The sequence below is a fragment of the Flavobacterium praedii genome, assembly GCF_026810365.1.
GTDB lineage: Bacteria > Bacteroidota > Bacteroidia > Flavobacteriales > Flavobacteriaceae > Flavobacterium > Flavobacterium praedii.
Genome location: NZ_CP113948.1, coordinates 935,315 through 950,000, shown reverse-complemented (window position 1 = coordinate 950,000; position 14,686 = coordinate 935,315). Strand labels below are relative to the sequence as shown.

Sequence of the window (14,686 nt, the reverse complement as noted above, 5' to 3'; positions counted from 1 at the left end):
TCTTTTCAATTTATAATTATCAATTTACAATTAATAATTATTTTGTTGTCTCGGACAGACTCGAACTGTCGACCCCTACATTATCAGTGTAGTACTCTAACCAGCTGAGCTACGAGACACTCTTTTTTCTTTTATTTAAAGATTAAATGATTTAAAGATTGAACCATTCTTGCGAATTTTTTAATCTTTAAAATTTTAAAATTTTAAATCTTTCAATTATTTTTTTAAATTAACAGCAAGAGTAATATAACCTTAAATCTGTAACCAATAGTCTCTTCGTCTTCTTTCTTTAGCGTGTCTTTCAACTAACACTAAAGCTCTAGAAAGGAGGTGTTCCAGCCGCACCTTCCGGTACGGCTACCTTGTTACGACTTAGCCCTAGTTACCAGTTTTACCCTAGGCAGCTCCTTGCGGTCACCGACTTCAGGCACCCCCAGCTTCCATGGCTTGACGGGCGGTGTGTACAAGGCCCGGGAACGTATTCACCGGATCATGGCTGATATCCGATTACTAGCGATTCCAGCTTCACGGAGTCGAGTTGCAGACTCCGATCCGAACTGTGACCGGTTTTGTAGATTCGCTCCTGGTCACCCAGTGGCTGCTCTCTGTACTGGCCATTGTAGCACGTGTGTAGCCCAAGGCGTAAGGGCCGTGATGATTTGACGTCATCCCCACCTTCCTCACAGTTTGCACTGGCAGTCTCGTTAGAGTTCCCGACATGACTCGCTGGCAACTAACAACAGGGGTTGCGCTCGTTATAGGACTTAACCTGACACCTCACGGCACGAGCTGACGACAACCATGCAGCACCTTGTAAATTGTCTTGCGAAAAAACTGTTTCCAGTCCGGTCAATCTACATTTAAGCCTTGGTAAGGTTCCTCGCGTATCATCGAATTAAACCACATGCTCCACCGCTTGTGCGGGCCCCCGTCAATTCCTTTGAGTTTCATTCTTGCGAACGTACTCCCCAGGTGGGATACTTATCACTTTCGCTTAGCCACTGAGATCGCTCCCAACAGCTAGTATCCATCGTTTACGGCGTGGACTACCAGGGTATCTAATCCTGTTCGCTACCCACGCTTTCGTCCATCAGCGTCAATCCATTAGTAGTAACCTGCCTTCGCAATTGGTATTCCATGTAATCTCTAAGCATTTCACCGCTACACTACATATTCTAGTTACTTCCTAATAATTCAAGTCTAGCAGTATCAATGGCCGTTCCACCGTTGAGCGATGGGCTTTCACCACTGACTTACTAAACCGCCTACGGACCCTTTAAACCCAATGATTCCGGATAACGCTTGGATCCTCCGTATTACCGCGGCTGCTGGCACGGAGTTAGCCGATCCTTATTCTCACAGTACCGTCAAGACATTACACGTAATGTTGTTTCTTCCTGTGCAAAAGCAGTTTACAATCCATAGGACCGTCATCCTGCACGCGGCATGGCTGGATCAGGCTTGCGCCCATTGTCCAATATTCCTCACTGCTGCCTCCCGTAGGAGTCTGGTCCGTGTCTCAGTACCAGTGTGGGGGATCTCCCTCTCAGGACCCCTACCCATCGTAGCCATGGTAAGCCGTTACCTTACCATCTAGCTAATGGGACGCATGCTCATCTTTCACCGTTGTGACTTTAATAGTGGTTTCATGCGAAACTGCTATACTATGAGGTATTAATCCAAATTTCTCTGGGCTATCCCTCTGTGAAAGGTAGATTGCATACGCGTTACGCACCCGTGCGCCGGTCTCTTGGTCCGAAAACCAATACCCCTCGACTTGCATGTGTTAAGCCTGCCGCTAGCGTTCATCCTGAGCCAGGATCAAACTCTTCATCGTATATTGTATGCTTAATTGCTTAAGCTATTATTATGCGACTCCAATTCTAGTGGTCTATTCTCAAATCTTTCGATTCTATTACTCTTATTCTTTTGTTTTAACATCTCTGTTAAAACGGCTGTCAATTCAATATGTCTAGGAACGTATTCTTATCGTTTTTCCACTCGTTTAACTCACATTGCGTGTCTCTCGAAGCGGGTGCAAAACTAACAATTCTTTTTCTAACTGGCAAGAACTTTTTGAAGTTTTTTTTGAAAAATATTTTTCTCAGTTTCTTCTCTTTTCTTATCAGCCTCTCAAGGAACGTTGCGCGTTTAGCGGGGTGCAAAAGTAACATACTCTTTTAATTCCCACAAGCTTTTTTTAATCTTTTTTGAAAATAAATCTTCTTTTGATTTTTATTACTTGTCAGTGTTTTAAAGAACTTAGTCGCTGTTGCGGGTGCAAAAGTAGACCCTTTATCCCTTTAAACAATGACTTTTTTGAGGTTTTTTTGATTTATTTTTTAATCTATTGGTATATTGAGCTTTATACAACCCCTTTTTTATCAAATCCATCGTTCTTACTGAAAATTTTAGGCCCTTTTTACGGTTTTATTACTTTTTGTGCCTTTTCAGAAGGGATTAATACCAGATGTATTGCCCTTTTTACAGCTTGTTAGTACTACTCTTTGTTCCTGGTTGTATTCTCTCGAGATATGGACTGGGTTTTACTAATGGACATTTATCGCTCTTTGGGACGCGGATTTAACGGATTCGCTAATGCGAAGGCACGGAGGAGCGCGGATTTTTATTCCCTTCCTTAATATAAGGTGGTCTTTGTACCTCTCTATAGCTGTGTCCTATTAAAAAATACAGTTCTCGCAAAGGCGCGAAGGCGCAAAGAAAATTGTTCTAAACTTGGCGCCTTTGCGTCTTGGCGAGAAAACAAAGCTTAACTTAATCTAATTCGGCGCGGTGGGACGCGGATTTGACGGATTCGCTAATGCGAAGGCGCGGAGGAGCGCGGATTTTTATTCCCTTCCTTAATATAGTGGGGCTTTTATAGCTGTGTCCTATTAAAAATATAGGTCTCGCAAAGGCGCGAAGGCGCAAAGAAAACTGTTCTAAACTTGGCGTCTTGGCGTCTTGGCGAGAAAAACAAAGCTTAACTCAATATAATTAGGCGCGGTGGGAAGCGGATTTAACGGATTCGCTAATGCGAAGGCACGGAGGAGCGCGGATTTTTATTCCCTTCCTTAATATAAGGTGGTTTTTCTAGCTCTATATAGCTGTGTCCTATTAAAAATATAGGTCTCGCAAAGGCGCGAAGGCGCAAAGAAAACTGTTCTAAACTTGGCGCCTTGGCGTCTTGGCTAGAAAAACAAAGCTTAACTTAATCTAATTCGGCGCGGTGGGACGCGGATTTGACGGATTCGCTAATGCGAAGGCGCGGAGGAGCGCGGATTTTTATTCCCTCCTTTATATAGTGGGACTTTTATAGCTGTATCTTATTATAAAATATAGGTCTCGCAAAGGCGAGAAGGCGCAAAGAAAACTGTTCTAAACTTGGCGCCTTGGCGTCTTGGCTAGAAAAACAAAGCTTAACTTAATCTAATTCGGCGCGGTGGGATGCGGATTTGACGGATTCGCTAATGCGAAGGCGCGGAGGAGCGCGGATTTTTATTCCCTTCCTTAATATAATGTGGTCTTTGTACCTCTCTATAACTGTGTCCTATTAAAAAATATAGGTCTCGCAAAGGCGCGAAGGCGCAAAGAAAATTGTTCTAAACTTGGCGCCTTGGCATCTTGGCGAGAAAAAAAAACTCAACTAAATCTAATTAGGCGCGGTGGGATGCAGATTTTATTGATTCGCTAGTGCGAAGGCGCGGAGGAGCTCGGATTTTTATTCCCTCCTTTATATAGTGGGGCTTTTATAGCTGTATCTTATTATAAAATATAGGTCTCGCAAAGGCACGAAGGCGCAAAGAAAACAGTTCTAAACTTGACGCCTTGGTGTCTTGGCTAGAAAAACAAAGCTTAACTCAATATAATTAGGCGCGGTGGGAAGCGGATTTTTATTCCCTTCCTTAATATAATGTGGTCTTTGTAACTCTCTATAGCTATGTCCTATTAAAAAATATAGGTCTCGAAAAGGCGCGAAGGCGCAAAGAAAACTGTTCTAAACTTGGTACCTTGGTGGCTTGGCTAGAAAAACAAAGCTTAACTTAATCTAATTCGGCGGGGTGGGATGCGGATTTTCTTTGTTTCTTCTTTACCTATATATTAGGTGTTGTTTTATTTATGAATACGACCTCATGAAAACGAATGTCCTAGCCCTGATAGTAGTGGAAATCCTTATGAGCCGGTATTCGGCTCATAAGATTGAAGCGGATAGCAGGTTTAAGCTCCTTGTAATAAAATTTCTAATGAACACAAAAAAAAGACAACTACTGTAGTAATTGCCTTTTTAGATTTTATTTGGAATGCCATCTTTTTAATGATTTGCTTTTTCACTCCAAGTATCAACCAACTTATCAAAATCTATTGGCTGAGCGGGTTCTTGTTTTCTAAGTCGACCCGACTCAAATCCATTTACCAAGATTGTCTCTATTAAATAATCCTCATTGACTTCATAAGGCTTATACTTTAATTTCAAATCAATATTAAACATACTGGCAGCCGTATTGGACCAAAATGCTTTCCAACCACTTTTAAGATTCCTAATCAAGTCATATGTTGTGGTTCCTGTTTGCCTATCAATTAATTTAACCAAGATTTGACCTTGTTTTTTGGAGAGTTTTTTCAACCTGACCTCAAACTCATTGGTTAAATAATCCTCAACTATTTTGAAGTATTTTTTTTTGTCCCTATTATTGGTAAACTTGGCCATACCTCTATTTAAGGAAGTCAGTCTTTCGGATGCAATTCTGGCATAGGGATATGTTGCATAAACTCTTCTTTGTAATAAAAGGAACTGTTTTTTATCCTCATCACTCATTTTGTGTCTTTCTATGACTAATTCTGGAAGCACAATGGTGTCCCCAAAAATACTATCGGCTTCTGTTAAAATATAACCCATTGGAATATTGTCCTTTTTTGTGTCTTGAGCATTAATAGACAATGTTAGGAAAAAAGTAAAAACTAAGATTTTATAAAAGTTCATGAAAGAATATTTTTAACACAAAATTATACATTAAATATAGAAGTATAAAGACAAATTTCTAATTTAGCGAAAAAATAATTTATATGAGTACTGAATCAATATTGAAAGCATCGTCTATAACCTTTTTGGAGAAATATTTGAACAACGCCTCCCCTACTGGCTTTGAAAGTGAAGGGCAAAAAATATGGATGGACTATCTAAAACCTTACGTAGATACTTTTATTACGGACACTTATGGAACTGCTGTAGGCGTTATTAACCCAGATGCTGCTTATAAGGTAGTTATAGAAGGTCATGCCGATGAAATTGCTTGGTATGTGAACTATATTACTGACGAGGGAATGGTTTATGTAATTCGTAATGGAGGCTCAGACCATCAAATTGCGCCATCGAAACGCGTAAATATTCACACAAAAAACGGAATTGTTAAAGGCGTTTTTGGCTGGCCAGCTATTCATACCCGAAATAGAGACAAAGAAGAAAATCCAAAGATTAGCAATATTTTTATCGATTTGGGTTGTGAAACAAAAGAAGAGGTTGAAAAAATGGGAGTTCATGTAGGTTGTGTAATTACCTATCCTGACGAATTCATGATTATGAATGAGAATAAATTCGTTTGTCGCGCCATTGATAATAGAATGGGAGGATTTATGATTGCCGAAGTGGCTCGTTTATTACATGAAAATAACATTAAACTTCCTTTTGGTCTATACATTACCAATGCGGTTCAAGAAGAAGTTGGTTTGAGAGGAGCCGAAATGATTACTCAAACGATAAAACCAAATGTTGCCATAATTACAGATGTTTGCCATGATTCAACTACTCCGATGATTGACAAGAAAATTGAGGGGGATACTAAAATTGGTAAAGGCCCTGTTGTTACTTATGCTCCTGCTGTTCAAAATAACTTGAGAGAATTAATACTAGATACAGCTATTGAAAAAAATATTCCGTTTCAACGTTTGGCTTCCTCAAGAGTTACAGGTACAGACACAGACGCTTTTGCCTATAGTAATGGTGGTGTAGCTTCGGCATTAATCTCACTGCCTTTGCGATATATGCATACTACAGTTGAAATGGTACACCGTGAGGATGTCGAAAATGTAATCAAATTGATTTATGAAACGTTACTGAAGATTGAAAACAACGAAACCTTTTCGTATTTTAAATAAAAAAGAAAGCACCATCTTAAAAATGGTGCTTTTTTTTGATAAGTACTCTTTTTAAATTTTTAGATAAACATTTTGTAGATAAATTATTAAATATAAAATCATTTTAAACCTATTTTAACTACTACAAAAACAATTGCTAAAAAAGTAAAAAAAGGCACCGTGAAATTGATCTATTTAACCAATTAGTCCTATTTCTATTGTAAATTTGCGAAGACTTTTAAAAAAAAATTTCATTATGGATGTTGAAATACTTGCCCGTATACAATTTGCTTTTACTATAGCTTTTCATTATATCTATCCACCTCTTAGCATAGGAATTGGATTGATTATGGTAATAATGGAAGGACTTTACTTAAAAACTGGAAATAAAGATTATGAAATTTTAACCCGTTTTTGGATTAAAATATTTGCTTTAACTTTTGGCATAGGTGTTGCTACAGGAATTATAATGGAGTTTGAATTTGGAACCAATTGGGCAGTATATTCCAGATATGTAGGTGATATCTTTGGTAGTGCCTTAGCTGCCGAAGGATTATTTGCTTTTGGTCTAGAAAGTACTTTTCTAGGAATATTGCTATTTGGATGGAATAGAGTAAAACCATGGGTACATTTCATATCTACCTTAGGTGTGTTTTTAGGTTCGATGTTCTCTGCAGTTTGGATAGTAGTCGCCAATTCTTGGCAACAAACACCTGCAGGCTATCATATTGTTGGTAAAGGATTGCATGCCCGTGCCGAAGTAACCGATTTTTGGGCAATGGTTTTCAACCCTTCAAGTGTTGATCGAATCATTCATACTTGGCAAGGTGCTATTTTGGCTGGAGCTTTTTTGGTTTTAAGTGTTCATGCCTACTACATTAGAAAAGGTCGTTATATCGAAATATCTAAAAAAGCATTCAAAATTTCCTTAGTTGTTGCTACTTTATTTTCATTAACCCAATTGATTTCAGGCCACAGTACAGCTGATGGAGTTGCTGTGAATCAACCGGCGAAACTAGCTACAATGGAAGGTCATTTTCAAAAGGATAAACCTGCTGATTTATATCTTTTGGGTTGGGTAGATAAAGAAAATCAAAAAGTTACTGGAATTGGGATTCCAGGCGGATTGTCATTTTTAGTCCATCAGGATTTTAATGCTCCCATAAAAGGGTTAAACAATTTTCCTGTTGAAGATAGGCCTAGTCAAATAAATGCTGTTTTTCAATTTTATCATATTATGGTTGCTATAGGAATGGCTTTAATTGGTCTTACATTATACGCTTGTTTTTTATGGTGGCGTGGTAGGTTATTTGAAACCAAATGGCTGTTATGGATATTCTCCTTTGCGGTTATTTTACCACAAATTGCCAATCAAGTGGGTTGGTTTACTGCCGAAATGGGTAGGCAACCTTGGGTAGTTTACGGACAATTACGCACTAGCAAAGCTTTTTCGCAAGAAGTTGCTTCCAACCAAATCATATTTTCATTGGTTATGTTTACAGTTGTATATTCGCTATTGTTAGCTTTGTTTTTATACACCGTTAACAAAAAAATAAAACACGGGCCTTATGATGAACCTAAAGAAGAGGTAAACTTCAATTTTATATAAACTAAAGATATGGAAACTTTTTTAGGAATTGATTATCCAACATTATGGTATTTAGTAATCGGATTGCTTTTTTCTGGTTATGCTATTTTAGAAGGTTTTGATTTTGGTGCTGGAGCTTGGCATTTATTTTTCAGAAAAGATTTAAGCCGAAGGATTGCTATAAATGCTATTGCCCCGGTTTGGGATGCCAATCAAGTCTGGTTAATTATTGGAGGAGGAGCATTATTTGCTGGATTTCCTGTAATGTATGCTACCATGCTTTCGGCAATGTATGTTCCTTTTATGCTTTTTTTGATGCTAAATGTACTTCGTGCAGCAGCGATTAAATTTAGAAGTGTTGAAGAAATGATTTGGTGGAGAAAAAGCTGGGATATAATTTACAGCGTTTCCAGTATTCTTATAGCTTTTTTGCTTGGAGTTGTTTTAGGCAATATTTTACAAGGATTTGCTTTGGGTTCTAATTTTAGTTATCACGGAGGCATATTCTTTTCATTCTTAAATCCCTATGCAATAATGGTTGGATTCACAACTCTATCCATTTTTATGACACAAGGTGCTATTTATCTTTTACTAAAAACTGAAGGCAGATTGCATGAGCGACTTACATTTTTACTTCAAAAAGGAATGATATTTTTTATCATAAGCTTTGGAATCACAACACTTTATACATTGGTTTTCATTCCCGAAGTGACAGCTAACTTTAGAGCTAATCCGCTTTATTTTGTTGTTCCTGTTATATCATTTTTGGCTGTTGCCAATGTCCCACGATTAGTATCCAAAAAAGAATATATGCTGGCATTAGTGTTTTCATCTTTGACAATGGCCTTTTTGCTTATTCTTGTTGCACTACAATTGTATCCTACACTTTTAATTTCTACAATTGACCCAAAATATAGTGTAACCATTTATAATGCAGCTTCATCTCAAAAATCATTAGGAATAATGCTGACAATTGTTGCCATTGGAGCACCTTTATTGGCGGCTTATTTTTTCTTTTTGTACAAAACATTCAATGGAAAAGTACAGCTAGATGATACCAGTTATTAAACCAAAAAAATCCTTAAATCTATTAATGAAATACATCTATCTACTGTTAACCCTATTTATGTTAACATTTATCTGGTCAATTATAAATCCGAAAGAAGAATTTACTTGTTTCTTGGAAATTATTCCTGCAATAATTGGGATTTTGATCTTGACTTTGACATTTAACAAATTTAGATTTAGCAATTTTACTTATACTTTAATCTTATTTCATTGCATTATACTCTTTATAGGAGGACATTATACCTATGCCGAAGTTCCTTTTTTCGATTATATCAAAGAGGTGTTTCATCAAAGTAGAAATAACTATGATAAGGTTGGTCATTTTGCCCAAGGTTTTGTACCAGCTATGATCATTCGTGAATTATTTATTCGAAAAAAAGTAATTGCTAACCAGAGCTTTTTCAATTTTATAATTATTTGTATTTGTCTGGCTATCAGTGCTGCTTACGAATGGATTGAATGGTTTGTTTCTATTGCCACTGGTGAAGGTGGAGATGCATTTTTAGGAACACAAGGTTATGTATGGGATACCCAATCGGATATGTTGTTTGCGACAATTGGAGCTACTGTTGCTTTACTTTTATTTTCAAAAACACAAGACAATCAACTTAGAAATATAATTTGAAATTTATAAAAAAAGCATCATTATACGCTTAATAATGTTGCTTTTTTATAATCCCTATAAAGCTTTTATCTTAAATTTGTTAACTATTTAATTCATTCCGACAAATCTTTTGGAGTAAACTGTATCCTTAATAATTGAACTTTTATTGATTTTTCTAAAATCCAACGGACTCACTTCATTGGTTTCAGTACTTTCAATAATCAACTCCATTTCAGCAATTTCATCTTCAATAGTTCTTTCGATATAAAGAGGAAAAATTACGTTTGAACCAGTATTCTCTATAATTAAGTCAGATTGTGCTATAATCTTCTTCATTGATTCCTCATAAGCTATAAATTCTAAATCATCTGAAGTTGTATTTTCTATTATTTTATCGTCTTCCTCAATGGTTTCTTTCACCGTTTTACGATTATAAGAAATAACATTTTCTGGATTAAACTCTTCTGTAACTTCGATTAAAGAAGGTTTTACTATTTTCACTTCTTCATTTGGAACAATTATTTCATTAGCCTCAGTTAAGACAGCTGTTTGAAATAAATTAAACGATTTACTGACCACATTTTTTGCATTACAAACATTAGTTAAAGAAAGTAATGAGATTCCTAATATTAAATTGAATTTTTCATGATTGATTGATTGATTGATTGATTGATTGATTGATTGATTGATTGATTGATTGATTGATTGATTGATTAAAATGAAGCATCAACATCTTAGATGATGCTTCATTTGATTATTTTAAGAATGTTTTAATAACACGATTGCATCATTTGCATTTGATAATTCTGCATATTTTAAAGCCGTAAAGCCATTCTCATCTTTATCATTAAGATGAGCTCCTTTTGAAATCAGAATTTTAATAATTTCAACTTTATTGTAACGAGCTGCTATCATTAAAGGACTCATCCCGTTTGATTTTTCGTTTACATCTGCCCCATATTCAATAAATTTTTTCACCGCCTCAAGATCACCTTTACTAATTGCAACACTTAATGGCGTTGTTCCTTCATAAAATTCAATTGCTTTTTGGCTATTGAATGGTTTTAAATTTGAAGCTAAAGAAACATTTGCAAAAGCTACCAGAGCTACACCTAAATAAACGATTGATTTTTTCATAATAATTGATTTTTGATTGATTAATTTTTAATTGATGTTATGGGATATAAATTCATATAATAATATCCTATGCAAATATATATCTTAAAAAAGGTATCATGCATCACATAGTACTTAATTTTAACATTTTTTTAACTTTATCAGTCTTTTTATTGATTAAATGAAAATGAAATAAATAGAATATAGAAAAACAAACATTTTAGATTTTAAATAATTCCATTTTAATAACATTAAATAGACTGAAAATCAATCCTTTTGTTACGTTAGTTAATAAAAAATTAACATTATAAAAAACATTTAATATGCGGACAAAAAAAAACTGCTTCAATTAAAGAAGCAGTTTTTTTAAAACATTTAAAAATCGTTATTCAATTTTTCCTTGAACAATTTCATCTACAATTTCTGGATTTAAAAGCGTAGTTATATCACCAAAATTAGAATAATCTCCTTCGGCAATTTTGCGCAAAATACGACGCATAATTTTACCAGATCTAGTTTTAGGTAAACCTGAAACAAACTGAATTTTATCTAATTTGGCAATTGGGCCAATGTGATCAGATACATGTTGATTAATCTCTTTTATCAAGTTGTCTCTATCTCTATACTCACCCGATTCTTTTAGAATTACAAAACCATATAAAGCATTTCCTTTGATATCATGTGGAAAACCAACAATAGCAGATTCTGCAACTGCTGGATGTTCATTAATTGCATCTTCAATAGGTGCAGTTCCTAAATTATGACCAGAAACAATTACTACATCATCAACTCTACCTGTGATTCTATAATACCCTACTTCATCACGTAATGCACCATCTCCTGTGAAATATTTACCTGGAAAAGCAGAGAAATAAGTATCTTTATATCTTTGATGATCTCCCCAAATAGTTCTGGCGATACCTGGCCATGGGAATTTAATACATAAACTACCATCTACTTGATTGCCTTCAATTTCATTGCGTTTATCATCCATCAAAACAGGCTGTATTCCTGGTAATGGAAGTGTAGCATATGTTGGTTTTGTTGGTGTAATAAATGATAAAGGAGCTATCATAATACCACCTGTTTCGGTTTGCCACCACGTATCAACTACAGGACAACGCTTCCCTCCTACGTGGTCATTATACCAGTGCCAAGCTTCTTCATTAATAGGTTCTCCTACAGATCCTATAACTTTCAATGATTTTAATGGAAATTTTTGAATGTATGATAAATTTTCTTTCGCTAAAGCGCGAATAGCAGTTGGTGCAGTATAAAATTGGGTTACTTTATGTTTTTCAATTGTTTCCCAAAATCTACTAAAATCGGGATACGAAGGAATTCCTTCAAAGATAACAGTTGTAGCTCCATTTAGTAATGGCCCATAAAGAATATAAGAGTGTCCAGTTATCCAACCAATATCTGCAGTACACCAGAAAATATCATTTTCTTCGTAATTAAATACATTCTTAAAAGTATATGCAGTGTAAACCATATATCCCGCAGTAGTATGTACCATACCTTTTGGTTTACCAGTAGAACCAGATGTATATAAAATAAATAAAGGATCTTCAGCATCCATAATCTCGGCAACGCAATTATTTATCGCATTATCTAGAAGTGGTTGCAACCATTGGTCGCGACCTTCTTTCATTTTGATTTGAGCATTAGTTCTTTTGGCAACTAAAACTGATTTTACACATGGACAATTCTCCAAAGCATCATCAATAATCCCTTTCAAATCTATAGTTTTATTTCCACGGAAACCACCATCTGAAGTGATAACCATTTTACATTGGCTATCATTAATTCGTGATGATACTGCAGATGCTGAAAAACCAGCAAAAACAACAGAATGAATAGCACCAATTCTAGCACATGCCAAAACGGCTACAGCCAATTCTGGAATCATTGGTAAATAAATACAAACACGATCTCCTTTTGTTATACCTTGATCTCTTAAAACATTGGCCATTTTAGAAACACGATCATACAACTCATTATAACTAATGTGTAATGCTTGTTCATTTGGATCGTTTGGTTCAAAAATAATTGCGGTTTTTTCTCCTTTTTTAGCTAAATGTCTGTCTATACAATTCTTTGTAATATTTACTTTAGCATCAACAAACCATTTAACTTCGGCTTCAGCCATATTAAAATCAACAACTTTATCCCAATATTGGTACCAAGTAAAATTTTCTTCAGCAATTTTACCCCAAAACTTTCTTGGTTCTCGTATCGATTTATTATAATGTTTAAAGTATTGTTCTAAACTATCAATTTTAAAATAACTCATCTTTTTTAATTTTTTATAAAAGTATTAAATCTGTTCGGTTTTCAAAACTAATAAATTATAAAATGTTCCAAAAAAATAATAAAAAATAGAACTTATTCAAAATTTAATGCTTTTTTATTAAACATTTTAGACATAAACAAAAAAAGGACACAATAGAATACTAAAATGTCCTTTATCAACAATATTTAACAACAATTTTATCTTCTTATTGAATCAAAAAAATTATTTATAGAAACTAGGGATTACTTCACTTAACTTACAGCTCGTACGAAGTTAAGTGAATGTAATATGCATAAATATCTTCAATTGTCTAATAAGTGCTTACTAATTCAAAATATTCAAACCTATTTGATATTATGCAAATCCCAGCACACCCTCATGTGTGGTAATTCCTATTTTATTTAACTATCCTATTTTTTTCATGGCAGTCATAGATTCCCTCAACCATTCTCCAACTTCTTCAATTGGATGTTGACGAATACTTTTATTAACTGCAATTAACACTGCATTGTCTACACCATTTGTAGTAGAAAAAGACTTACCAATAATGTTAGTTTCAACCGTTTTCATGAACTCAGTCAATAATGGTTTACAAGCATGGTCAAACAAATAACAACCGTATTCTGCAGTATCCGAAATGATTCTATTCATTTCATATAATTTTTTTCTTGCTACTGTATTGGCAATCAAAGGTAATTCGTGCAATGACTCATAATATGCAGATTCTTCAATAATTCCAGATTCAGTCATTGTCTCAAATGCCAATTCTACACCCGCTTTTACCATTGCAATCATTAATACTCCATTATCAAAGTATTCTTGTTCTGAAATTGCAGCTTCGGTTGGAGCTGTTTTTTCAAAATTGGTTTCCGCTGTTGCAGCTCTCCAAGTCAATAAGTTGATATCATCATTTGCCCAGTCAATCATCATGTTTTTAGAAAATTCACCCGAAATAATATCATCCATGTGTTTTTGAAACAATGGACGCATGATGTCTTTTAATTCATCTGCCAATTCATACGCTTCAATTTTTGCAGGATTAGAAAGACGATCCATCATATTAGTGATACCACCGTGTTTCAAAGCCTCAGTAATAGTTTCCCAACCGTATTGAATTAATTTTGAAGCATATCCTGGTTCGATTCCTTTTTCGACCATCTTATCAAAACATAAAATAGATCCCGTTTGCAACATTCCACAAAGAATGGTTTGTTCCCCCATTAAATCTGATTTTACTTCAGCAACAAATGAAGATTTTAAAACTCCTGCTTTATGACCTCCCGTAGCTACTGCATATGCTTTTGCTTGCTCTAATCCTTCTCCGTTTGGGTCATTTTCTGGGTGAACTGCGATAAGAGTTGGTACTCCAAAACCTCTTTTGTATTCTTCACGTACTTCAGAACCTGGACATTTAGGCGCACACATAATAACAGTTAAGTCTTTACGAATTTGCATCCCTTCTTCTACAATATTAAATCCATGAGAATAAGCCAAAGTAGCACCTTGTTTCATTAATGGCATAATAGCTGTGACCACAGCAGTATGCTGCTTATCTGGTGTAAGATTACAAACCAAATCAGCTGTTGGGATTAATTCATCATAAGTCCCCACTTTGAAACCATTATCTGAAGCATTTTTGAAAGAAGCTCTTTTTTCTGTAATTGCATCAGCACGCAATGCATAAGAAATATCTAATCCTGAATCCCTCATGTTCAAACCTTGGTTTAAACCTTGTGCTCCACAACCAACAATAACTACTTTTTTCCCTGCTAATGCTTCTATTCCTTTAGAGAATTCAGCTTGATCCATGAATTCGCAAACTCCTAATTGTTGTAATTGTAATCTAAGTGGTAATGAATTGAAATAATTTGCCATTTTTTTT

At 35.3% G+C, this 14,686-nt stretch carries 9 protein-coding genes, 1 tRNA gene and 1 rRNA gene; 4 read left to right on the top strand and 7 right to left on the bottom strand.

Going from position 1 to position 14,686, the window contains the following annotated elements; genetic code table 11:
• Window positions 1-45: 45 nt before the first annotated feature.
• The 3 genes from OYT91_RS04090 to OYT91_RS04080 all read right to left on the bottom strand — a co-directional run bounded on the left by OYT91_RS04090 (window position 46) and on the right by OYT91_RS04080 (window position 4,981).
• Window positions 46-119, bottom strand: a tRNA-Ile gene (locus tag OYT91_RS04090).
• 204 nt (window positions 120-323) lie between these two features.
• Window positions 324-1,837: ribosomal RNA gene (locus OYT91_RS04085) — 16S ribosomal RNA — on the bottom strand.
• Between the two features lie 2,475 nt (window positions 1,838-4,312).
• Complete coding sequence (locus OYT91_RS04080; protein ID WP_281239618.1) at window positions 4,313-4,981, bottom strand: DUF4294 domain-containing protein; 669 nt, start codon at window positions 4,979-4,981, stop codon at window positions 4,313-4,315.
• 83 nt (window positions 4,982-5,064) lie between these two features.
• Between OYT91_RS04080 and OYT91_RS04075 the strand changes: the two genes are divergently transcribed.
• The 4 genes from OYT91_RS04075 (at window position 5,065) to OYT91_RS04060 (ending at window position 9,413) form a co-directional block, all read left to right on the top strand.
• Window positions 5,065-6,153 carry a M42 family metallopeptidase gene (locus OYT91_RS04075; protein ID WP_281239617.1) on the top strand — a complete coding sequence of 363 codons (1,089 nt, stop codon included), beginning with the start codon at window positions 5,065-5,067 and terminating at the stop codon, window positions 6,151-6,153.
• A gap of 235 nt (window positions 6,154-6,388) precedes the next feature.
• The gene (locus OYT91_RS04070; protein ID WP_281239616.1) at window positions 6,389-7,741 is read left to right on the top strand and encodes a cytochrome ubiquinol oxidase subunit I; all 1,353 of its coding nucleotides are present in this window, start codon (window positions 6,389-6,391) and stop codon (window positions 7,739-7,741) included.
• A gap of 9 nt (window positions 7,742-7,750) precedes the next feature.
• On the top strand, window positions 7,751-8,788 hold the full coding sequence (gene cydB, locus OYT91_RS04065) for a cytochrome d ubiquinol oxidase subunit II (protein ID WP_281239615.1): 1,038 nt from the start codon (window positions 7,751-7,753) through the stop codon (window positions 8,786-8,788).
• Complete coding sequence (locus OYT91_RS04060) at window positions 8,772-9,413, top strand: DUF2238 domain-containing protein (protein WP_489886107.1); 642 nt, start codon at window positions 8,772-8,774, stop codon at window positions 9,411-9,413. Before cydB ends, OYT91_RS04060 begins: the two co-directional genes overlap by 17 nt.
• A gap of 87 nt (window positions 9,414-9,500) precedes the next feature.
• Here OYT91_RS04060 and OYT91_RS04055 read toward each other — a convergent pair whose 3' ends face one another.
• The 4 genes from OYT91_RS04055 to ilvC all read right to left on the bottom strand — a co-directional run bounded on the left by OYT91_RS04055 (window position 9,501) and on the right by ilvC (window position 14,679).
• The gene (locus OYT91_RS04055) at window positions 9,501-9,971 is read right to left on the bottom strand and encodes a hypothetical protein (protein ID WP_281239613.1); all 471 of its coding nucleotides are present in this window, start codon (window positions 9,969-9,971) and stop codon (window positions 9,501-9,503) included.
• Window positions 9,972-10,151: 180 nt separating this feature from the next.
• Window positions 10,152-10,529, bottom strand: coding sequence for an ankyrin repeat domain-containing protein (locus OYT91_RS04050; protein ID WP_281239612.1), 378 nt, complete (start codon window positions 10,527-10,529; stop codon window positions 10,152-10,154).
• A gap of 364 nt (window positions 10,530-10,893) precedes the next feature.
• Window positions 10,894-12,804 (bottom strand): acetate--CoA ligase, encoded by a 1,911-nt coding sequence (acs, locus tag OYT91_RS04045; protein WP_281239611.1) that lies wholly within the window; start codon window positions 12,802-12,804, stop codon window positions 10,894-10,896.
• 405 nt (window positions 12,805-13,209) lie between these two features.
• On the bottom strand, window positions 13,210-14,679 hold the full coding sequence (gene ilvC / locus OYT91_RS04040; protein ID WP_281239610.1) for a ketol-acid reductoisomerase: 1,470 nt from the start codon (window positions 14,677-14,679) through the stop codon (window positions 13,210-13,212).
• Window positions 14,680-14,686: the final 7 nt, after the last annotated feature.

Bases quoted from the DNA above. Each gene is read 5' to 3' on its own strand.
- OYT91_RS04075 (WP_281239617.1), top strand. From the start codon at position 5,065: ATGAGTACTGAATCAATATTGAAAGCATCGTCTATAACCTTTTTGGAG.
- acs (WP_281239611.1), bottom strand. From the start codon at position 12,804: ATGAGTTATTTTAAAATTGATAGTTTAGAACAATACTTTAAACATTAT.
- cydB (WP_281239615.1), top strand. From the start codon at position 7,751: ATGGAAACTTTTTTAGGAATTGATTATCCAACATTATGGTATTTAGTA.
- ilvC (WP_281239610.1), bottom strand. From the start codon at position 14,679: ATGGCAAATTATTTCAATTCATTACCACTTAGATTACAATTACAACAA.
- OYT91_RS04070 (WP_281239616.1), top strand. From the start codon at position 6,389: ATGGATGTTGAAATACTTGCCCGTATACAATTTGCTTTTACTATAGCT.
- OYT91_RS04060 (WP_489886107.1), top strand. From the start codon at position 8,772: ATGATACCAGTTATTAAACCAAAAAAATCCTTAAATCTATTAATGAAA.
- OYT91_RS04050 (WP_281239612.1), bottom strand. From the start codon at position 10,529: ATGAAAAAATCAATCGTTTATTTAGGTGTAGCTCTGGTAGCTTTTGCA.
- OYT91_RS04080 (WP_281239618.1), bottom strand. From the start codon at position 4,981: ATGAACTTTTATAAAATCTTAGTTTTTACTTTTTTCCTAACATTGTCT.